The organism is Paenibacillus sp. VCA1, from assembly GCF_031583795.1.
GTDB classification, from domain to species: domain Bacteria; phylum Bacillota; class Bacilli; order Paenibacillales; family Paenibacillaceae; genus Paenibacillus_AQ; species Paenibacillus_AQ albilobatus.
Map to the genome: position 1 here is coordinate 18,528 of NZ_JAVLSX010000015.1, position 21,310 is coordinate 39,837.

The 21,310-nt window shown below is 51.6% G+C and carries 19 protein-coding genes and 1 riboswitch; of the genes, 12 read left to right on the forward strand and 7 right to left on the reverse strand.

The features are described from left to right. Window positions 1-17 precede the first annotated feature (17 nt). Window positions 18-1,502, reverse strand: coding sequence for an alpha/beta hydrolase family protein (locus RJP21_RS26395; protein ID WP_310861931.1), 1,485 nt, complete (start codon window positions 1,500-1,502; stop codon window positions 18-20). 183 nt (window positions 1,503-1,685) lie between these two features. On the opposite strand from RJP21_RS26395, the gene RJP21_RS26400 reads away from it, so the two are divergent. From RJP21_RS26400 to RJP21_RS26430, 7 genes are all read left to right on the forward strand, one after another. Beyond that, entirely contained in the window at window positions 1,686-2,423 is a 738-nt protein-coding gene (locus tag RJP21_RS26400) for a response regulator transcription factor (RefSeq protein ID WP_310862003.1), read from the forward strand. Next, entirely contained in the window at window positions 2,420-3,859 is a 1,440-nt protein-coding gene (locus tag RJP21_RS26405) for a sensor histidine kinase (protein WP_310861932.1), read from the forward strand. The genes RJP21_RS26400 and RJP21_RS26405 overlap by 4 nt, the downstream gene beginning before the upstream one ends. A gap of 139 nt (window positions 3,860-3,998) precedes the next feature. Beyond that, the gene (locus RJP21_RS26410; protein WP_310861933.1) at window positions 3,999-4,556 is read left to right on the forward strand and encodes a sigma-70 family RNA polymerase sigma factor; all 558 of its coding nucleotides are present in this window, start codon (window positions 3,999-4,001) and stop codon (window positions 4,554-4,556) included. Further along, window positions 4,525-5,592 (forward strand): DUF4179 domain-containing protein, encoded by a 1,068-nt coding sequence (locus RJP21_RS26415; RefSeq protein ID WP_310861934.1) that lies wholly within the window; start codon window positions 4,525-4,527, stop codon window positions 5,590-5,592. Before RJP21_RS26410 ends, RJP21_RS26415 begins: the two co-directional genes overlap by 32 nt. A gap of 154 nt (window positions 5,593-5,746) precedes the next feature. Next, window positions 5,747-6,688, forward strand: a complete 942-nt coding sequence (locus tag RJP21_RS26420) for a DUF5643 domain-containing protein (protein ID WP_310861935.1) — start codon at window positions 5,747-5,749, stop codon at window positions 6,686-6,688. Between the two features lie 202 nt (window positions 6,689-6,890). Then, window positions 6,891-7,427: an RNA polymerase sigma factor gene (locus RJP21_RS26425; protein WP_310862004.1), complete on the forward strand. Its 537-nt coding sequence runs from the start codon at window positions 6,891-6,893 to the stop codon at window positions 7,425-7,427. Next, entirely contained in the window at window positions 7,414-8,616 is a 1,203-nt protein-coding gene (locus RJP21_RS26430; RefSeq protein ID WP_310861936.1) for a DUF4179 domain-containing protein, read from the forward strand. Before RJP21_RS26425 ends, RJP21_RS26430 begins: the two co-directional genes overlap by 14 nt. A gap of 97 nt (window positions 8,617-8,713) precedes the next feature. On the opposite strand, the gene RJP21_RS26435 is transcribed toward RJP21_RS26430, so the two are convergent. Together RJP21_RS26435 and RJP21_RS26440 are read right to left on the reverse strand one after the other, a co-directional pair. Further along, the gene (locus RJP21_RS26435) at window positions 8,714-9,736 is read right to left on the reverse strand and encodes a cytochrome d ubiquinol oxidase subunit II (RefSeq protein WP_310861937.1); all 1,023 of its coding nucleotides are present in this window, start codon (window positions 9,734-9,736) and stop codon (window positions 8,714-8,716) included. After that, a complete protein-coding gene (locus RJP21_RS26440; RefSeq protein WP_310861938.1) occupies window positions 9,733-11,079 on the reverse strand; it encodes a cytochrome ubiquinol oxidase subunit I in 1,347 nt (448 codons plus the stop codon). Before RJP21_RS26440 ends, RJP21_RS26435 begins: the two co-directional genes overlap by 4 nt. A 198-nt stretch (window positions 11,080-11,277) precedes the next feature. Here RJP21_RS26440 and RJP21_RS26445 point away from each other — a divergent pair, with 198 nt between their 5' ends. The 3 genes from RJP21_RS26445 (at window position 11,278) to RJP21_RS26455 (ending at window position 13,036) form a co-directional block, all read left to right on the forward strand. After that, a complete protein-coding gene (locus tag RJP21_RS26445; RefSeq protein WP_310861939.1) occupies window positions 11,278-11,415 on the forward strand; it encodes a YjcZ family sporulation protein in 138 nt (45 codons plus the stop codon). Window positions 11,416-11,581: 166 nt separating this feature from the next. Then, window positions 11,582-12,061: an RrF2 family transcriptional regulator gene (locus RJP21_RS26450; RefSeq protein ID WP_310862005.1), complete on the forward strand. Its 480-nt coding sequence runs from the start codon at window positions 11,582-11,584 to the stop codon at window positions 12,059-12,061. Window positions 12,062-12,118: 57 nt separating this feature from the next. After that, entirely contained in the window at window positions 12,119-13,036 is a 918-nt protein-coding gene (locus RJP21_RS26455; protein ID WP_310861940.1) for an NAD(P)/FAD-dependent oxidoreductase, read from the forward strand. 164 nt (window positions 13,037-13,200) lie between these two features. On the opposite strand, the gene RJP21_RS26460 is transcribed toward RJP21_RS26455, so the two are convergent. The 3 genes from RJP21_RS26460 to RJP21_RS26470 all read right to left on the reverse strand — a co-directional run bounded on the left by RJP21_RS26460 (window position 13,201) and on the right by RJP21_RS26470 (window position 16,311). Then, complete coding sequence (locus RJP21_RS26460) at window positions 13,201-14,283, reverse strand: hypothetical protein (protein WP_310861941.1); 1,083 nt, start codon at window positions 14,281-14,283, stop codon at window positions 13,201-13,203. 369 nt (window positions 14,284-14,652) lie between these two features. Continuing rightward, window positions 14,653-15,165 (reverse strand): DUF3231 family protein, encoded by a 513-nt coding sequence (locus RJP21_RS26465; RefSeq protein WP_310861942.1) that lies wholly within the window; start codon window positions 15,163-15,165, stop codon window positions 14,653-14,655. 147 nt (window positions 15,166-15,312) lie between these two features. Continuing rightward, window positions 15,313-16,311, reverse strand: a complete 999-nt coding sequence (locus RJP21_RS26470; protein WP_310861943.1) for a DMT family transporter — start codon at window positions 16,309-16,311, stop codon at window positions 15,313-15,315. Between the two features lie 155 nt (window positions 16,312-16,466). Here RJP21_RS26470 and pdxR point away from each other — a divergent pair, with 155 nt between their 5' ends. Together pdxR and RJP21_RS26480 are read left to right on the forward strand one after the other, a co-directional pair. Beyond that, complete coding sequence (gene pdxR / locus RJP21_RS26475) at window positions 16,467-17,822, forward strand: MocR-like pyridoxine biosynthesis transcription factor PdxR (protein ID WP_310861944.1); 1,356 nt, start codon at window positions 16,467-16,469, stop codon at window positions 17,820-17,822. Between the two features lie 251 nt (window positions 17,823-18,073). Next, a riboswitch (cyclic di-AMP (ydaO/yuaA leader) is annotated at window positions 18,074-18,241 on the forward strand. A 134-nt stretch (window positions 18,242-18,375) separates the two neighbouring features. Beyond that, window positions 18,376-20,199 (forward strand): APC family permease, encoded by a 1,824-nt coding sequence (locus tag RJP21_RS26480; RefSeq protein ID WP_310861945.1) that lies wholly within the window; start codon window positions 18,376-18,378, stop codon window positions 20,197-20,199. 128 nt (window positions 20,200-20,327) lie between these two features. Here RJP21_RS26480 and RJP21_RS26485 read toward each other — a convergent pair whose 3' ends face one another. After that, window positions 20,328-21,227, reverse strand: coding sequence for an SDR family oxidoreductase (locus tag RJP21_RS26485; protein WP_310861946.1), 900 nt, complete (start codon window positions 21,225-21,227; stop codon window positions 20,328-20,330). Window positions 21,228-21,310: the final 83 nt, after the last annotated feature.

The window sequence follows — 21,310 nt, forward strand, 5'->3', positions numbered from 1 at the left end:
CCTATCGTTCGCAGCAGCTACTGTATGGTTACGCCCTGAAGGCTGGCGGCAACCTCCCTGATGGAGGCGGCTGGATTTCCCTTGACGTACCGATCGAAAAATGCGACGGTAAGCGCGTTGATCGAGGATTGCATCTGCCTCGGTTCTGCTCCTTTCGGGTGAAGCAGCGGCGAGAACAGATAAAAATCGGTGAAGCTCATATGGTTCGCATGGGCAAAAGTGACTGAATACGCTTCTCCCTCGGCGGCCCGCTTGCGCCGTGTTGCGGACTCGTCCCAAAATTGTTCGTAATCCTCCCGGCTGCGGCCGGATTTTTGAACCGCCTGATCCAGCGATTTTTCGAAGACGTTCCGGCTGACGCTCAGCTCCGCATTCATCTGCAGATAGGGTTTGCCAAAACCGCCCTCCGGCACAGGCTGGCCGTATAACGTTCCGTCCATGTTCAGGGCCGCTTTTACCCGATCATCCGCTATCAGCATTTGCGCGGCCGTGGCTCCGCCGAAGGAATGGCCGAACATGCCGACTTTGTCCAGATCGAGCCTGCCGGAAAACATCCCCTTCGGGTCCGCAGCGTTTAAACGTTCCAATTGATCCAACACGAATTTGGCGTCTTGGACCCATACTTTGCTCTTATCCTTATATGCCTCGAAGCCGGATAAATTTTCAAGCTTTAACGTAGCCGTATGATCCGGGAAAACGACGGCGGCCGCATCGTAGGCATGGTCGATGCCTACCACGACATATCCGCGGCTGGCGAGTTCCACGACCTGAAACGTGTTTTGGTTCCGGAAGCCGGTTAATCCGTGGGAAAACAACAGCACAGGGAAACGCTCCTGTTCCCCGGACAGCACCGCATTTTGCATCGCATCGGTGTGGACGTATTTGAGCTGGCCTAACAGAAACGGGGGAAGGGTGATTGCCTGGCGCAAGCCGTCCAATATTTCCGGCAAATGCTCAATATAGGGCGCCGGACCGGTACCGGTACCGGCTTTTGCCGGATACCAGATTTGAATCATGAGCTTTCTGTGATCGTCAGAATCGGCCGTGGCCGTTTCTTCCCTGTCGGGATCCTCTAACATCAGCGAGGTGGTTCCCACAGAGTACGGTCCTTGCGGTTCGGCGAAAGAGAAGACCGGCAAAAGCGTCGGCAGCGCAACCGACATACCTGCATACACGAGGAACAAGAGCGCGGCGATTCCATGGCGTATTCTTTTTGCTGCTCTATGCGGTTTCTCCGGTTGTTCATCTGTTCTTGCCTTCGACTGTCGAGATTTCTGCAGGCAGCGCAGAGCCAGAACCCCCGTGACTAAGCTGGCCGCATAGACCGGAATCATCTGCCACCGGTAACCTTCCGTGATCATTTGAACCGAACTAAGTACGGTCGTTATAGCGGTTGCCCAGGCATACACCTGAAACGGTCGTTTCCGTTTCCGGGCAAGCAGGATGCAGCCGAGAATCACCGCCATGTTCGTAATGAATAATGTTATTTCGTAGATTCGCATGTTTTTCCTCCTGACTTTGATGTACTATCAGCGTATCAATCGTATCTGTAGCCGATCTGTAGCCAACCTTACATTATCCTTACAATTGACATTCGTCTCGCATGGGCAGATCATTACAGTGTATATTTTTATATGAACAAGGCGGCCAAGCCTAAACAAACAATGGAGGAAAAAATCATATTGATGCATGAACGAAGGGACATCGAGGAACGTACCATTCTTGTCGCGGACGACGAGCCGGAAATCGCGGAACTGCTGAAACTGTTTCTTGAGCGTGAGCATTGCCGCGTGATCGTGGCGGGAACAGGACGGGAGGCATGGAGCATTATTCAACAAGAGCAGGTTGACTTGGCCGTGGTCGATATCATGATGCCGGAACTGGACGGTTATCAGCTGATCGGGCGGATTCGGGAGAAACATACGATCCCCGTCATTATTTTGTCGGCCAAAGGCGGAGACGCGGATAAGGTGACGGGGCTTGGGATCGGAGCGGACGATTACATCTCCAAACCGTTCAGCCCGATCGAAGTGGTGGCGAGGATCAAAGCCCAGCTTCGCCGTTATTATGAGCTGAAAGGGGCCGACGGCGACCGGGCTCGGGCGAAGCTTGCAACGGTCTGCGGTCCGCTGAAGCTGGATCACGAAGCCTGCACGCTGTACAAACGAGGCGAAGAGGTTGCGCTCGGACCGTTGGAATATAAGCTGCTCAAGCTGTTGATGGAATCGCCGGGAAGAATATTCACGAAACGGCAAATTTACGAGAATGTCTGGAACGAGCCTTATCTAGAGGACAGCAACACCGTCATGGTTCAGATCAGCAGGCTAAGGGAAAAACTCGAGGACGATCCGAGGGATCCCCGGTTTCTCGTTACCATTAAAGGATTGGGATACAAGCTTGATCCGAGGGACGTGCAGCCATGAGAAAAATGCGAAGCGTTCATGCGGGCTTAATGATAAATTACGTGCTTTTTTCCGTTATTCTCGGCATCATTGGTTTCCTGGTGTATAAAGGCATGTACGATGCACGGGACCAATACTTGAACCAGACGCTGCCCATGGTAGAGGCGAACCATCTGATCCGGGACGATTGGGAAAAGATACCTTATAATACCGTCCAATCCTTAGGCGGATATATTCAAGTGCTGGACCCTGATTTCAACGTCGTTTTTTCGCGCGGAAGCGGCATTGAAAAAGCCAAGTCCTCTTATACGGAGGAGGAAATATACGCGATGTTTTATGACGGAAACCGTTCGGCGTATCACTCTTTGGCGCCTATCGTTACGCCGGCCGGCGAGACATACCGACTGCTTGTCACGATACCGGGCGGAACGGTTCAGAAGGAGAGTCGCTTGGCAAAGACGAACGCGGAGATTACCGGCGTATTTGTCGGTTTACTGCTGCGAGGTTTGCTGTGGTTCGCCGCTGCGTTTTTGGTTAGCTTATGGCTTTACAGCCGGATCACGGCCAAACGAATTACCAAGCCGCTCGCGGCGGTCACCCGGGGACTCGATCGCATCGCGGAGGGCAAGGAAGATGGGCGGCTTTTTTATCGGGCCGATCGGGAGCTGATGGATCTTCAATTTCGTTTCAACCGCATGGCCGACAGGCTGAAGGAGGCTGAGGCGGCAAAACGCAAGCTTGAAGAAGGGCGCCGTCGGATGATGATGGATATTTCCCATGATCTGAAAACGCCGATTACGACGATCCAAGGTTATGCGGAAGTGCTGCGGCTTGGTATGGAAAAGGACGAACATCAACGGCACGATTTCGCAAACCGCATGTACACGAAAGCAAGGTTTATCGCTTCGCTTGTCGATGATTTGTTCGAGCTGACCAAGCTTGAAAGTTTGGAGCCGGTGTACGAGCGCAAGACCGAAGATTTGGCGGAGTTGTGCCGTACCGCGGCCGCCGATCTATACGATTCATTCGAGCAAAAAGGCATCGACTTCGATATCCGGATTCCGGAGACGCCGGTCCCGGTGTGCTGCCACGAGGGGCTGATGCGCAGAGCGGTCGCGAACCTGTTGTCCAATGCGCTGAAGTACAATCCGGGTGGTACCAGCGTATGGCTAATGCTTGAAACATCGGAAGAAAACGTGCGGGTGACGGTAGGAGATAACGGGCCGGGGATCGCGGAGGATGTGAAAGAAACCGTGTTCGAGCCGTTCGTGCGAGGCGACCGGGCCCGCCGGAGCGACGGCGGGAGCGGGCTAGGGCTTTCCATCGCGAAAGGCGCGGTCGAACGGCATGAAGGGCGCATCTGGCTCGATCCGGAAGCGAAAGGCACCGTCATTCACGTCCTTTTGCCACTCAAAATCGTAAAAGCCGCCAAGGTTGACCGACGATCTGAATGCTAACTTGAGCAGGTCCAACGTATTCTGCCGGAAATTTTTTCCGGCAGTTTTTTCAATTTGTTCAAAACCTTTGGGTACTCCCGCGTATCTAAATGATGTGCCAATGAACGACAGGTTAATACGGTTAAAGGAGCAGAGAAGAGTGAATGTAAAACAAGAAGTGAAAAAAGCGAGGAAGGGGGACCATGAAGCATTCATCCGGCTTGTGCTTGACATCAAAATGAATATGTACGGGCTGGCTTTCTCGATTCTCCGCAGCGACGAGGATTGTGCGGACGCTATTCAGGAGACGATCCTGAAAGCGTACAAATCGCTTCATACGCTGAAAAAAGCGGAGTTTTTTCAAACCTGGATCTGTAGAATACTGATCAATGAATGCCACCAGGTATTGAGAAACAAGAAACGGCTGGTCCCCGTGGACAATATGGAAGACATGGATCAAGCGAAGCCCGCATCCGATTATGATTCGTTGGATATCCGGGATGCCGTCGAACATCTGGACGAGCCGCTGCAGACCGTCATCCAGCTGTTTTATTTTCGGGATATGCCGCTGTTGTCCGTAGCCGAATTGCTGGGCATCACGGAAAATGCGGTCAAAGGGCGACTGTTCAGGGCCCGCCGGAAGCTGCTTCAAATATTGGGCGATACGCCGGAGAGGAAGGAAAAGCATGGATCTGAACGATATCGAGATGAAGCTTAAGAGCGGTAGGGTGACGATCCCTGACGAACTGCCGCAAATGGTGGGCGAGCGTATGGCTGCGGCGTTTGAGGAATTGCCGTCTTTAACCGTAAAGCGCAGGAACAAGTGGCTATACGTTTGCGGATCGGCCGCCGCCGCCTTTGCGGTGTGCCTTGCTTTGCTGGGTTCCGCGTTTGTTTCGCCTGCTATGGCCAAATCACTGAAAGGGATTCCCTTTATTCAGGATTTATTCCAATTAACTCACCATATCGGTTTGCAAACCGCCGACGAAAAAGGCATGATGGATGAGCCGAACGCAAGCGTGACGCATCACGGGGTGACGCTTCGGATTCCGAAGCTGGTTTATTCCGGATCTAATATCTATTTCGTGCTGGAACAGGATACCGACGACCACCTTTTTACCAATCGCGATTACAGCGTCAACGGCAAGGTCAATGGGGAAATCGTCGATATGACCGTAAGCCAAGGGACGATGAAGAATTGGGGGCGTACTGGAACTCCTTCGGCCTCGGTGGTGACGATCAGCCATCAGGAATTCAGTTCCAAGGACCATACCCCTTACCGATTCCCGGACGAATTTACGCTAAACCTGGAAATCACTCTGGCGGGGATGGAGAAGGATCCGTTCATTTTTGACATTCCCGTCAAGAAAAATGAAGCGGCGACCAAAATCGTAACCTCGAACGATCCGCCGAAGGAATGGAAGCAATTCAAAATTTCTCTGGGCAAAATCGAACTTACGCCGGTGATGACCAAACTGACGATCAATGAAGATTATGCGAAGCAAGATCTGACCATACGGAGAGAGAGACTGCGATATGTCCTTGAGGACCAGGACGGCAATCAGTTGGATTCGGCCGGCAGCGGATATGGAGGCAGCATTCCCGGCACGACCATGGTGGCGATGAACATGGATATGGACCCGTTTGAACGGATGCCCAAACAAATCAAAATCAAGCCGTACCTTATTTCGCATGAAACGCGCAATAAGATGTTCATTCCGGAGCTGGAGATGACGGTGCCGGTGGGCGAATAACGAGAGCTCGGAAGCGGCAAAAGCCTTAAGATTGTAAGAGGAGTTTTTAAAAGGGAAGGAATCGTTTCTGCTGCATAACATTTTCGGTACCTGTTCCATCTAATCTTATAGAGGGCCCTCGAAAGATACCTGAAATGTTTAGGAGGAACTATAGATGAAACCGATATATAAAGTGATGAGCGCCGCCGTGTTGGCCGGCAGCGTATTGGGAGGAGCCGCATGGGGGACAGCTTATGCAGCCCAGGTTCAGGCACCCAAATCTGTTTCCGGTACCGCAACTCAGCAAGACATTTCCCTTCGCATCGCCAAGGCGACATACGACGGCAACGTCGTTCAACTGGAAGTCGAACGTAACGGAAAGGGCCTTGTCGGAGGCATTACCGATTGGAAATGGGATGATCAAAAACAAGACAGCGTTCGGGAAAAAGGAGCGATTACATCCATAGAGCTCTTTATTAACGGTATCTCCGCAAATGTATACGGCGGGTCCAAGTTATGGGAGCGCCCAAACATTTCGTGGGTACCGGGTTCCAATCCGGACAAGATGCTGATCACGATGACCGATGCGAGTTATCTGGGAGAGAAAGCCAGTCTGAAGGCTTTGCCGGACAACTTTAAACTCACGGCGAAGATTACGCTGAAAGGCGTAAACAAACCTTATACGCTGAACGTTCCTATACAAAAAAATGCAGGCTCGGTGATCAAGCTGAATCCGAACATGACGAAAAAATCGGGTAAAGTCTCCATCACATTAAAAAAAGCTAACGTGACTTCGTATTCCACGAGACTGCAGCTGATCGTTACAGGGGTGGACGCGAACACGACGATGCTGTACGATTTCTATGACGATCAAGGCCGTAAAATCGAGCCGTTATCGGGTGGAAGAGCTACCGACGAAAACGGGGCCAAGGGGGTCATGTACCACGACTTTTTCCTGAATACGCAGGGGAAAAACATCAAGTCCATTACGATTAAACCGGGCAAACCCGTGTTTGAGGAGCCTGGCGCCACATCCGGTCGATTCAAGGTAGATGATCATGGAGAAGTGGTTATGGAATACATGAAAGATCTCGAAATGACCGTAAAGATAAAATAGAAGCGGCAAAATAATAAGTTTTTTTCTACACTGTTTTAGGGTTCAACGAAATCGGAAAAATCGCGGTCCCTTTCCGGCAGGCATGGTTCGCCGGGAAGGGATTCTTCGTTTTGGCGCAATGATTTCCATATAACATTTCACGCCTCCGGACCATCTAATCCATAGAGGGCCCTTAAAAGGAGATGAAAGCAACGTGGCAACCATGGCACTTGAAGTCAAGAAGGCGCAGAAGGGAGATCTGGATGCGTTCGTCCAAATTATGCGTGATCTGGAGCCCCGGCTGTACAGCTTGGCAAAGTCCATTTTAAGAAGAGACGAAGACTGCGCGGATGCGATGCAGGAGGCAACGCTTAAAGCCTATAAGTCGCTGTCGACATTAAAAAAACCTGAATATTTCAAAACATGGATGATCCGGATTCTCATCAACGAATGCAATCAATTGCTCCGAAACAGGCAGCGGATCGTAGTGATGGACGAGGTCCCGGAAGCGAAAACCTCAGAAGCATATTATGGCAGCTATCAGAAGATGGATATTCAGGAGGCGGTAAACCGGTTGGACGAATCGCTCCGAATCGTCATTCACCTGTTTTATTATGAGGATCTTCCGATAAAGCATATTTCGGAAATTCTCGGCATTTCGAATGGTGCTGTCCGGGCACGCCTGCACCGCGCAAGGGGCATTTTGGCGAATCGAATGAAAAACGGAAAGGAGGGGGATTTATCGTATGAGCCCGTTTGATTTGGAACGCGAACTGACGCAATCCGGCAAGAAGCAACTCGCCTCGGAGGTTCCGGAGCTGATACGCCGCAAGCAGGATGAGATCTACGCCGCTTTGGCCGAAATGGAAGGAGGTGCCCGGCCGGGAAGAGACCGCCAGCGAAAGAAAGCAGGCAAAATCGTTGCAGCGGCGTCGGCAGCCGCTTTTATTGCGGTTTTGGGAAGCGGCTTCGTTTCTCCGGCGATGGCTCAAACGATGAAACAGATTCCCGTCGTCGGCGGCATTTTCAAGCTTGCGGACGAATTGGGGCTGCGGACGGCGGAAGAACAGGGGCTTGTATCGAACCCCGAAGCCTACGACGAACATGACGGAACGGTTCTTAAAATACGCGAGGTCGTATTCGACGGAACGCTGTTGTCGTTTTCCCTTCAACGGGAGGGCGGAGATTTTGAAGGGGGGATATCCGATTATAAAGAAGTTCGTTCGGGCGGCGAATCAAAAATCGCCTACGAAAAAGGAGCGATCAAAGATGCCGAAATGTTCGTGGACGGCGTTGCGATGAACAGTTTTCCGGGGGCGTTCCGTCCGGATATGACATGGGAACAGTCGGCTGATGACGATGCGGTGTTGTTCCATGTCTTTAATAACAGCAATGGATCGATCTCGAATTCCGCGCATCTGCCGGACGAGTTTTCGTTCACGTTAAAGATTACCTTGGAAGGCTTCAAGGATCCTTTTGTGATCACGCTCCCGGTCCATAAACAGGCAGATCGCGTCACAGTTTCATCCGGCGAAATGAAAGCGTGGAACGGACTATCCATGACGGTAAAAGAATTGGAATTCTCGCCGGTTTCAACGATCCTGCGGCTTGAAGTCCATGGCGACCATGAATTGACCGATGCCGAGAAGGGAAACCTGCTCTTTGAAGTCGTAGGAAAAAACGGGGAAAAAGGAAAACAAATCGGCGGCAAAGGGATTTACCCGGACCGAAAGACGGCGACGTTCGAAATCGTGCTGGATCGCTTCAAAGAAGCGCCGGATTCCGTCATCATAAAGCCGTACCGTCCTATCTTCGCGAATCCCGCGGCGACCTCGGGCAGGTATGCGCTTGACCAAAACGGGGAAATTCGTAAGAGTTTTATGGAGGGATTGAACATAACGGTTCCAATCGATCCTTCGCATATCGACAAATTGTATAACCTTCAATGAATGATTGCCATCCTCTGAACGCCGGCCGGGAAAGATTCCGCTCTGAAGTTATTTCCGTGCCGGAGTTTTGGAGGATTTTTTACATTGTGACAGGCAGCTATTTTGCCCGCAAATACCGTTTGTCCTTTAAGAACAACCACCAGAACAAGACAAATACCGGCAGTAAGATGACGGTCCCGAAGCCGTACCCCCATAGCAAAGACACAAACATCGCATGATTGGTAAAACCCGCCTCTACGGTTAAATCCGGGTATATAATATACGGCAAATGCGCCCTGCCATAAGCATAGCTGGCCAAGGCGAACTGCACGATGACGGCGACGACCGAAAGCCGAAGCCAACCTTTCCGCCCGTTTTTCCTGCGGATCCACAAGGCACTGTACCCAATGGCGAATGCAATGACGGAAAGCAAGAACCAGACCGATTGTCCCTGCATCCTTTCCACGATCCACAGCGCTTCCGGAACCATCGTGAAGGTCGCCAGGACGGCCATCGCAAGGGCAAGCGGACCAAGAACGATCGCGATGGAGCGGTAATGCTGTGAAACTTGTTCGTCCCCCGCTTCCCGCCCGTAGTCGGAGAGGAACAAGGCGGACAGAAACAGCTCGGTCAGGATCCCGAAGCCGACATGCGCGTACAACGTTGCGCTGAGCATCAATTTTCCGAATTCAAGCTGTGGAAAACCTTGCTTCATATGAATAAACCCGCCGAGCGAGATCGGGAGCACGCTAACCAGCAGCCCGGGAATGAGCAGACCGGTGATGCCCGATACGACTCGGAGCGCAAGCTCATGTTTCTGGACCGAATACGAGTAGACGATAAACGCGCTTCGGAACAGCAGCAGCACCAGCACCAGGCTGACCGGCACGAGGAGGAGCGTTCCCAAGACGAAGGCCGCTCGTGGAAAAAATCCGACGAGCGCAACGACCATCAGCACGAGGAAGACGTTGGTTACTTCCCAGGAAGGCGACAGAAAACGATTGGCGATATCGGCCGCCTGCGGATTGCGTTTGCTGAAGATCATCGACCAAAAGCCTGCGCCGAAGTCGATTGATCCCGCGATTGAATAAATGAAAATAAAACACCAAAGAATGGTGATCGCTAACGTCGTATCGCTCATAAGCTTCTCCCTTCGGCATTCCGGCCGTCCGGCATGTCCAGATTGACCGGATGCCGCTTAAAATAATAGAACATGACCACGGCCGTGACCACCAGCAAAAATGCGTACAGTCCGATAAAAAGGACAAACAGCGAGCCCAGATGCTGCGCCCTTGTTGCGGCGGACGCCGTCGTCTGGATATGATAAATCGTCCACGGCTGCCGGCCTGTGCAGCTAAACACCCAGCCTGTCTCGATGCCGACCATCGATAATGGACCTGCAAGCAGCAGCGAATATAAAAGCCATCTGGGATACGGGCGTTTGAAAATAAGACGAAGCGCAACGGTGAAAGCGGAAACCGCGAGGAGCAGCATGCCGATGCCGACCATCAGGTCGAAAAGCGTGTGTATGATGAGCGGAGGCCAATCTTCCTCCGGGAAATCATTTAATCCTTTGACGACGGTATCGAACCGGTTGCCGGCTAGAAAGCTGAGCGCCCATGGAATCTCGATCGCTCCTTTGATGCTGCGTGTTTCTTTATCCGTGACGCCGCCGATGGCAAGCGGGGCATAAGCTTTGGTTTCGAACAGCCCTTCGGCCGCCGCCAGCTTCTCCGGCTGATGCACGTGCAGCATTTGAGCCGTTTCGTGGCCGCTGAGCGCCGTTAGCAGCGAAATGATGCCGCCCACCAGCAGCGACAGAAACAAGCTCTTTTGGTGATATAACCGTTCCCGCTCCGAAGATTGGCGTCTCAGCAGCTTAAACGCCGCCACCGAAGCAACGGCGAATGCGCCGGTCATGTAAGCCGACAACAAAACATGCGTCGCCGTGGTCGGCAAACTCGGGTTGAACACGGCCGCCCAAGGATGGACGTCCGACACCCGGCCGTTTTCCATCCGAAAACCGCTCGGGGTATTCATCCAGGCATGGGCATCCGTGATAAGCACCGCCGACATGCTGGATCCGATAGCGACGAATATGACGCTTAAGATCCGAACCGTCGGGGGCAGCCGATCAGCCGCGTATACATAGATGGACATGAACAAGGCTTCCAGAAAAAACGCCCAAATTTCGATCTGAAAGGGGAGGGCGATGACTTGGCCGACAATTTCCATGAAACCGGGCCACAGCAGGGAGAGCATGACCCCTACAAGGGTTCCCGACGGTATGGCGACGCCAAGCAAAATGGCAAGGCCTTTCGTCCAGCGTTTGGCCAGCGTGGCATAATCCTTGTCTTTTTTGATTTGGTACAAAATTTCCGCGATGACAATCATGAAGGGAATGCCTACCCCGAGCGTCGCAAAGATGATATGAAACGCCATGGACGATCCGAACAACGACCGAGCCAGCACAACGTTATCCATGGGATGCCTCCGTTCTGAATACGAAATCCCGTATAGTGTGATCTGAATATATCCAAAGTATTCCTTAGCTACGGAAAAATGGAGATGGGATCGCGGCGCCAAAATGCCCGAATAGAATTTTGATTGCCTGAATGCCCATACACACTTGCCGATGAACCCATAAAATACATTGTATTTAAAATCAAGGAGGAATATCTGATGAGCGAAGTCAAAGGACATGGTTATGGCCCCGTTTATGGTTATGGTCATGGTTATGGATTATGGGGAGGAGGAATTGGAGCGATTCTCGTCCTGTTCATCCTTTTGGTCATCATCACCAGATCTTTCGTATGGTAAGCAGAATAGATAAATGAGAGCCCGTTTTCCTGACCGTACAGGTCAGGTTTATTTTTGTTAAAATAAAATGTCAGGTCATGACACATGTTGAAATCTTGTAAAAGGAATCCGATACGTATATAATAGATATTGCAGATCTATAATAAATAGGAAGGAGAGAGCAAACATACAGTTTTCCAAAAGCACAGATTACGCCTTGCATGCTTTAATACATTTGGCGAACGCTGAGCGCCGGCAAAACATTGGAATCAAGGAATTGTCTTCCACACTTGGCGTTTCCGAAAGCTACTTGTCCAAAATTATGTCCAAGCTGCGGCAGGACGGCATCGTACGTGCCGTGTCGGGAGTGAACGGCGGTTATGAACTGGCCCGGCCGGCAGAGCAGATTACGTTTCTCGACGTCGTCCAAGTCATTGAAGGCAGGCAGCAGCTGTTCGAATGCTCGAACTTGAACTCGGAGCAGCATCTATTGTTGGCCGAAGAGAACCCGGAGGAACACGATTCTCAAAGAAAATGCGAATGTTTGGTCAAAAAGGTCATGGACGGCGCCGAACGGCAGCTGAATGAATATTTGCGCGAGCATTCGATTCAAACCGTGCTTGACATGGCTTCCCATCGTTGTAAGGATGCTGCGAACAAGAAGTGATCAGCTTCTTGTATTTTAATTATGGATATTGAAGATCTATGGAGGTGTTTTAACTAAATGGAAAAACAAGTTCTCGATGTAGCGATTATTGGCGGTGGTCCGGCAGGCTTGAATGCCGCTCTTATGCTGGGGCGGGCGAGGAAAAATGTGGCGGTGATCGACGATGGCCGTGCCCGCAATGCGGTAACCCGCGAAACCCATGGGTTTCTGACCCGTGACGGGGTAAGCCCAGGCGAGTTCCGGAGGATCGCGAAGGAGGAAATCGGAGCCTACCCGTCCGTCTCCTTTGTGGAGGACACGGCTGTATCGATCGAAGGCGCGGACGGCAGGTTTGTCATCTCGACAGCGCAAGGAAAAAGTTTTGTCAGCAGGAAGGTTCTGTTTGCCGTCGGAATGAAGGATCGGCCGCTGGACATTCCGGGCTTGGCGGAGACTTACGGGAAAAGCGCCTTCGTCTGTCCTTATTGCGACGGTTGGGAGCTGCGGGACCAGCAGCTTGTCGTCATTGCGAAAGGGGAGGGGGCGATGCATTTCGCTCCGCTGCTATCCGGATGGACGAAACGGTTTACCATCTGCACGAACGGTCCCGACGAGTTGTCGGAGGAGCAGCGAGAAGAGCTTCGAGGACACGGCATCCCCGTTTTTGAATCGCCGATCCGCTCCATTGAGTCGAACGCAGGGATCGTATATCAGGTCGTGCTCGAAGACGGGACGACCATTCCTTGCAGGGGAATCTTTTTTCAACCAGAGTTGGTGACAGGGTCTGATTTGCCTCGATCCATCGGATGCAGCATCTCGGAAATGGGAGCGGTCGTCGTCGACCAGTTCGGCAAAACGAACGTTCCGGGCGTCTACAGTGCCGGCGATGCCGCCTCGCGTCAGTATCAGGCCGTTGCGGCCGCAGCCATGGGAGCATTTACCGCCGCCGCCATAAACAATGAGTTGAATTTGGAGGCATGGAAGCGAGAGGGATGACCCCCACGCATGCCACATGGTTTTCAAGCGGTTTAGCGTTTAACCCTAATCACAGCTTTTAATAAAAAACTGCCCGATTCCCGAAGCATTGACCGGAAAAGGGCAGTTTCTGTTTGATTATGCGTAATCGAATGTGAGCTTGCAAACAACGCTTGATACTTGGTTTATTTAGCGTCACCATTCGTAAAATAAAGCGTCTGAGGCCCGGCCGCGCCGCCGGTTAGGCTGAGTTCGGCCGCCACGGTTTTGCCTTTTTTGTTGACCGTAAACTCGGTAAATTTCCAAGCATTCAGGTAATTCACGTACGGCGACTGCAGCAGGTCCTTGCCCCAGCCGATGACATAATGGCCCGCGCCGCCGGATGGGTTATCGTAAACCGAAATGACCCGCTTCGCGTCCGTTTCGTTATGAATGGCTATGTTTAGACGGTACATCACGCCATAGTTTCCGTTGTTGATGGCGCTTTCGCCGTCGATCGCGTTCCAGCCTTCCTCGTATTCGCCGGGCATGCTGTCGCTCCATGGGCCGGAGGCGGCCGATGAAATGCGGATCAGCGAATTGCCGTCGGAAGTATTGTATTCCAGCGTGCCGGTCCGGTCCATATGGGGAAAGGTGCCGCGAACATGCATATCCTTCGGCAGGATCGGAACGTCGATCGGGTTTGCCGGTTGTTCTTTGTAGCCCAGCGTCGTAACCGTAACCGTGGCGTCTTTATGGCCTTTTTGCGTATAAGCGGAAAAATTGGCGATGCCGCTTGCGGTATGTGTGTGTTCCGTCAGGGCGGTCAAGCAATAGCTATCGCCCGGCTGCAAAATCGCTTCCTTCTTCTGAGCTGCGCGGTTGTTCATAAATCCGGCAAGCGCTGTTTGTCCGGCGACGTCGGGGTAATAGTCCGTGGCCAGTCCGATTCCGTTCGAAAACAGCATGACGGGCTCATCGGACTCGTTGGTCACCGCCACTGCCACGGTTAACGGCTCCCCGGTCATGTTTTGATGATGCCAAAAGACACGGAACGAACCGGTGACCGAATCCCGATAATACGCGCCTTCCGTTTTCGGGGATTCCGGAGAGTCGCTCAAGATCAAGGGACCGCCGGTTCCCGTCAGCACCGGTTTGACCATCGGAACGGCGGGTTTCAGCGATTCGATCGGCACAAGCTCCGCTTCGTCGGCAAATGCCGCGACCGATCCGTAGCATAGCAGGGTGCCAAGCAGTCCAACGAGAAGCAGGCATTTCGTTTTTTTCATCTCATTTTCCCTCCTGAATTTGTGTTGATATCCTTCCAGGTGGCGATCATGCGATGTGTTTTTCGGATGGTTAACATGTTCGTTGGCACGGGGCAGATTCCTTTTTTTCGATCTGCGGCCAAAGGATCATTTATTGAAACGGATATTCATTGAATCGGCAGGTACTTTTGGCAGATAAAAAAGAAACCAAAGACCCATAAGGTTTGGTTTCTTTCAAGGCGCCCGCAGGTGCAGGCCGTATGCCGTCTCGTTTTCATTTGCCTATCATAGATCCGATTTCCATAACTGCGATGTTTGAAAAACAAAAAAGCCCTTGATATTCAAGGACTTGGGGTGATGTTAACGGAAGGTTGCACGGGAGTTTTAGGCTTATTCCTCCACCGGTCTTTTTACTTGCAATGGGGGAGGGATCAGCCAGCCTTTTTCCTTGCTCATATGCAGGATGCGAAGTCCGATCGCTGCCTTGGTCGCATGGTATTTCATGAACAATGCCCCGATATCTTCCCTGATGCATTGGCCGATGACGGAACTGCACGCTACAAGGCATGCCGCCGTTTCAACGGCGATTTTAGCCGCAATTTCCTGATCGGCAAATCTGGCGCCGACCGGAATATCCTCGAGTTTAACCTCTGGTCTTTCGGGCAAAACCGGCGCGGGAGCAATACCGTTATCGGTCAGAAGAGCGTCGCATTCCTTGATTTCGAGCTTGGCTTGATCGATCAAATCTTCCAAAACCTTTTTTAGATCCTTGTCTCCGGCATGATTGAGGTAAGCTTGGTAGCAGGAAACGGTTCCTTTAGCCATTTTCGATGTTTCCCAAACGCTGAATATTTCTCCATAATGCATCGGTTCGTCTTTCGGATTTCCACTCAGAATGCCCATTATTAATCCCCTTTGGTTTACAGATTTTGTTATGATTATTTGCCGATTATTGGGGTTTTATGTGAGGCAGGCATGAACTAATTTTGGGAATTCAGGATCTTTCGAGCTTATCCGTATTTTCAAATCGTGACCATATGGCGCTTTGAATTAACGACATGACACTTCGCTGCTGTGGTTCATCCCCGCCTTTCCGGCATTGCCCTCATGATATGGCTCGCCTGATTCCGCGCTGCGGCGGGTACGTTTTATGCCAATCAAAACCATGCCCGCGATTACGCCCAAACCTCCGATCCACTGCGGCACCCCTGCCGGTTCCTTTAAAAACCAAACCGATAAAATGAGAGCGGTAAAAGGCATCATGCCGGAAAAGGCTGCGGCCGTAGAGGCGTCGGAACGCCGAATTCCGGCATACCAGCACATGAACGCCAAGGCCGTGACTGCAGGCCCATACCATACTAAAGCCATCCAACCGCTCCATCCGATGCCGACCAATGAGGGCAGGGGATGTTCCAGCAAGCATGGGATTAGGCTTAACAGGAACGCGATGGCCGAAACTAAAGCCGTTTGAACGACGGGATGGATGGATTCGGCTTTGCCTTCTTCATTTTGGACGGCTGCCGCCCTCGAAAGGACGTTGAACACGGATTCGCATCCGGCCGCGCAGAGGACCAGAATGTTTCCGGGCAGATGCGCCCAAGTGAATTGGTATCCGGGCAAAAACAACCCTTGAATCAGCAGGATTCCGCAAATCGTGCTGAGTACTCCGGCGATTTGGTTGCCTTTCATTTTTTCGCGCAAAAAGACCATGGCAAGCGTCACTGTAATCGCAGGGGTGACTCCGGTCAGTATTCCGGCTTCCGCAGAGCTCGTCAGGTTCAGCCCGTACAACAGGAACATACGGAACAGAAACACGCCAAACAAGGCTTGGCAGAACAACAGCAGCCATTCCTTTAAGGTCAAAACACGAATCGTTTGCAGCAGTTTGCGCGAGCAAAACGGAATCATCGAAAGCAGGGACAGCAATAATCCCATGGACGTAATCGTAAACGTTCCGAGCCTTCCGTTGACGAAAGACGCAGCAATGACGGAGGTGCCGGCCAGTCCGAATGCGCATGCCAAACATAAGTATCCTTTTAATCGTTCCATGAATTCAATTCCTCCGGTGGTGTGGATTTGAAATGATTGTTACAATCGTATTGCAATCCACTAAAAGGGAAAAGAACCAGTTGAACTTCATTTGATACGATCCAGTGGGAGGACTTATGTGGGGAATTCATTTGAATCGGGAGAGCGAAATTCCGTTGAAACGGCAACTATATCAAAGCTTAAGCGAACGGATCATGGCCGGAATCCTTAAAGCGGGAGAATCGCTTCCTTCGACGCGGGCGTTGGCCCAAGAGCTGAACGTTTCCCGAAATACGGTTAACGAAGCGTATGATATGCTGGTTACCGAAGGGTATGCGGAAACGCGGCAGGGAGCGGCCACGCGAATCGTCGGGGGACTTGTTCTGGATAAGCAGCCCCAAAGCAAAGCCCAGCGGCAGGAAACGCCGCCGATCCCTTCATTTTTGGCGGATTTCAGGACGGGCCAGCCGGATTTGCGCCAATTTCCGCGATATGCCTGGCAGCGGTTATCGCATCAAGTTTTAGGCGAAATGTCGGTCGATCTGTTTGGATATACCGGTCCGCAGGGGTTGCCGCGGCTGCGCCGGGAGATTGCCGCCTGGCTCATGCGGAGCAAAGGGCTTGAAGTTGAAGCCGAGGATATTTTTATTACTGCAGGGGCGACGCAAGCGCTGCACTTGATCGCGGATCTTTTGTACGACAATGACAAAGAAATATTAGTTGAAGATCCATGCAACATCGAAATGATTCAGACATTCATCGGTAAAGGATACGCCGTCAAGCCGGTTCCCGTTGACGAATATGGGCTTCAAACCGATGGATTGACCGCAAAATACGGCAGTCCGGTGTACGTTACGCCTTCGCATCAATTTCCGCTGGGGGCGATTCTTCCTGCGGCAAGGCGAGCGGCGTTGATCCGTTTTGCCCGGCACAACGGCAGCTTTGTCATCGAAGATGATTATGACAGCGAATTCAGGTATGTCGGCGAGCCGGCATCGCCTCTTTATGCCATGGATCCGGATCGGGTCATCTATATCGGCACGTTCAGCAAGGTTTTGTTCCCGGCGCTTCGCATCGGTTACGTGATTTTGCCGAGGGAGCTTCAAAGTGCTTGGAGCAGGTTGCGGACGTATACGGACGTTCAAAATCCTCCTTTTGAACAAGCCGTTTTGGCACAATTTTTGCATACCCGAAAATTTGATCGCCATATCGCAAAGATGAGTAAATTGTACCGGGAACGGCGTCAGGTTCTTATGGATTCGCTTCAAGCCGGCTTCGGGGAGGGACTGCTTACATGGGGGGACGCGGCGGGACTGCATTTGGCCGTCGAATTCCCGGGGCAGACATTTGACGAACATTTTCGGCAAGAGGCCCGACGGAACCGGATCCGGGTAACTCCCGTGGAGTATCATTGCGTTCGTAAAGGAAGGCATAACAGCAAGCTGTTGTTTGGCTACGGCCATCTGGAACCGGATCAGATCCGGGAGGGAATCCTTTTGCTTCGGCGCTTTTTGCATGAAAATGGAAAATGAGCATTGATGAAGCGAGTATTAAATCCGAATCACCGTTTATCATCCAACCCTAACCCGGAAAGGATGCTATTTAGAAGCAGAGAATCGATGTTACAGCGAGAGATCCATCGAATACAGTGATTGTAAGCGATGCCACGAATGCCTTTTGCGCGTTTTCAATCCTAAATTTGCTTCTTTGCCTCTTTACAGCAAATGTCCGGAAGGAGTAAGATTTCATTCGTAATCATGAACATGTAAACCTGATTTGAAATATTCCTTAATCGCTTAATCCTGAAATTAGGAGCGGGGGAACCAACGGGATGAAGGGAGAGCGCTTCGTCCCAGGGGTGAATCACTTGATGATGCATCGATTCGAGTGTAGGGATACTTTCGGTCCCGAATCCGTCAGCTAACCTCGTAAGCGTTATGAAAGAGGATTTGTCGCGCGTTTTATGAAGCCGCGGGAAGGTCCGACTTTCCTGCGGCTTTTTTTGGTGCGCAAATTTGGCGAAATGGGTAACAATAAGGATACATCCATGATCATTCAACTTAAACAGTGGCGGTGAAATCATTTATGGCGGCATTGAAAAGGCTCCTTATCGGACGGCCACTTAAGTCCACGGAATTGGGGGAGCAAAAGCTAAACAAAAAGAAGGCCCTTGCCATACTATCTTCGGATGCGTTATCATCGGTCGCCTATGGTCCGGAGCAAATTCTGTTGGTGCTGATCACGGTTAGCTCGGCGGCATTATGGTATTCGATCCCGATCGGCATCGGGGTTCTCGTATTATTATCGGCACTCATTTTATCATACCGTCAAATCATTTTCGCTTATCCGCACGGCGGAGGAGCCTATGTCGTTTCCAAGCAAAATTTGGGACTTTACCCTGGACTGATCGCCGGCGGATCTTTGCTGGTGGATTACATTTTGACGGTGGCGGTCAGCGTGTCGGCAGGGACGGATGCCATCACGTCGGCCTTTCCGGTGCTGCATGAGTACAAGGTAGCGATCGCCGTTACGTTCGTTATCCTGATCACTCTTTTGAACCTTAGGGGCGTTACCGAGTCGGCAACCATTTTGGCGTACCCGGTCTATTTATTTGCCTTTGCGCTTTTCATTTTGATCGGCGTCGGGCTGTACAATATCGTTTCGGGCCATGTTTCGCCTCATCTTCATACGCCGATTGGCACGCCGGTGGCGGGCATCAGCCTGTTTCTGCTGCTAAAAGCTTTTGCGTCGGGAAGCTCGGCCCTGACGGGCGTTGAGGCGATATCCAACGCGATACCTAACTTCAAGCATCCCGCACCGAACAATGCCGCGAAAACGTTAATGGCGATGGGGATCCTGCTGGCTTTGCTGTTCTCGGGCATCGTGTTCCTCGCTTATTACTTGGGGATATCGCCGAATGCCAAAGAAACGGTCGTATCCCAAATTGCCGAGGAAACCTTCGGACGCAATTTTATGTATTTCTTTATTCAAGGAACGACGGCTTTGATCTTGATTCTGGCCGCGAATACGGGATATTCGGCATTCCCGCTTCTTGCCGTCAATTTGGCCAAAGATCGGTTTATCCCCAGAATGTTTACGGTAAGAGGCGACCGTCTCGGTTATTCCAACGGAATCATCATTCTCGGCCTGCTCTCGATCGTCCTGATCATCGCCTTTCATGGGCAAACGGAGCATTTGATTCCGCTTTATGCCGTAGGGGTGTTCATCCCGTTCACGCTGTCGCAGACCGGCATGATCGTAAAATGGGTGAGGGAGAAGCCGGCCGGCTGGATGACGAAGCTAACGATCAATACCATCGGCGCGCTGATCAGCTTCACGGTTTCGGTGATGTTTTTTGTAACCAAGTTCCCGCAAATTTGGCCGATTTTAATATTTTTGCCGTTGATCGTTTATCTGTTTCACCGGATCAAAAAGCATTACGAGGCGGTCGGGGAGCAGCTGCGGCTTTCCACTTGCGAACCGGCGGTACCGATCGAAGGGAACGTCGTCATTCTTCCCGTATCCGGCATCACGCATGTTGTTGAGCATTCCTTGAATTATGCGGAATCGCTGTCAGCGGACCAGATCATTGCCGTTTACATCCCTTTCGAGCGGGAAGAGGAAGTCCGGTTCGAGGAAAAATGGAGCAAGTGGCGTCCCGATGTTCGCCTGGTGACGCTGCATTCTCCTTACCGAAGCATCATCCAGCCGCTTAGCAAATTCATCGATACGGTCCATCGGAAGGCGAGCGAGTCCAATTATCAGGTGACGGTCATCATTCCCCAATTCATTCCGAAACGAAGCTGGCAGAATTTGCTGCATAACCAGACGAGTTTGATGATCCGTACCTATTTGCTGTATCGCAAGGACGTCATTGTGACAACCGTACCGTATCATCTGAAAAAATAAAGAATGAAGCGGCAGCCCAAAATATATAGAGGCATCAGTTTCAAGTTCACAAAAAAAGGATCGCGGCGAGTACACTCGTCCGCGATCCTTTTTTGTGGTGAATGGCAGCAGCTTCGTTTTGTTTTCGGCTAGGACTCCACCATCTCGCCGCCGCCCACGTGAAGAATTTGGCCCGACACGTACGAAGCGTCGTCGGAGGCTAAATACACATAGGCGGGAGCCAGCTCAAAAGGCTGGCCCGCTCTTTTCATCGGCACCTCGGTGCCGAAGTGTTTGACCCGGTCCGGGGTAAAGGAAGCCGGGATCAGCGGAGTCCAAATCGGTCCGGGTGCGACGCCGTTTACTCGAATTTTTTGGTCGATTAAATTTAAGGATAACGAGCGCGTAAAAGAAACGATGGCTCCTTTGGTCGAAGAGTAATCGATCAAAGTTTTTTCTCCCCGGTATGCGGTTACGGATGCCGTATTAATGATCGAACTTCCTTCTTTCATATAAGGCAGCGCCGCCTTGGTCAAATGGAAAAAGGAAAAAATATTGGTTCGAAAGGTAAACTCAAGCTGTTCCTTCGAAATGTCAAGGATGCTGTTCTGTGGAAACTGGACCCCATGGTTGTTGACCAAAACGTCGATCCTTCCAAATGCCTCCACCGCTTTTGCGATGGCATACCTGCATGCCTCTTCTTCCTTCAAATCGGCGGAAATCAAATGGCATCGCCTTCCGGTGCTCTCGATTCTTTTTTTCGTCTCCGCCGCGTCTTGATGTTCGTCAAAATAAACGATCGCCACATCCGCGCCTTCCTTGGCAAAAGCGATCGAGACCGCGCGTCCGATCCCGCTGTCCCCGCCGGTAACGACCGCGATTTTGTTCGCGAGTTTTCCTGATCCCCGGTAATTCGGGTTTTCAGCGATGGGTTGGGGAACCATGAGGTACTCGAAACCTGGCTGCCGACGCTGCTGCTGCGGCGGGAACGTAATCGGAATCTGTTTGCACTGTACTTCGGAACCGTAGTACGGATAGGATGGATACATTTAACAATCCTCCTTGCGATACGTTTTTTATCCGGTGCAATGTCCCGATTTTCATTGAAATCATTATGCCGAACCGCTTGTTC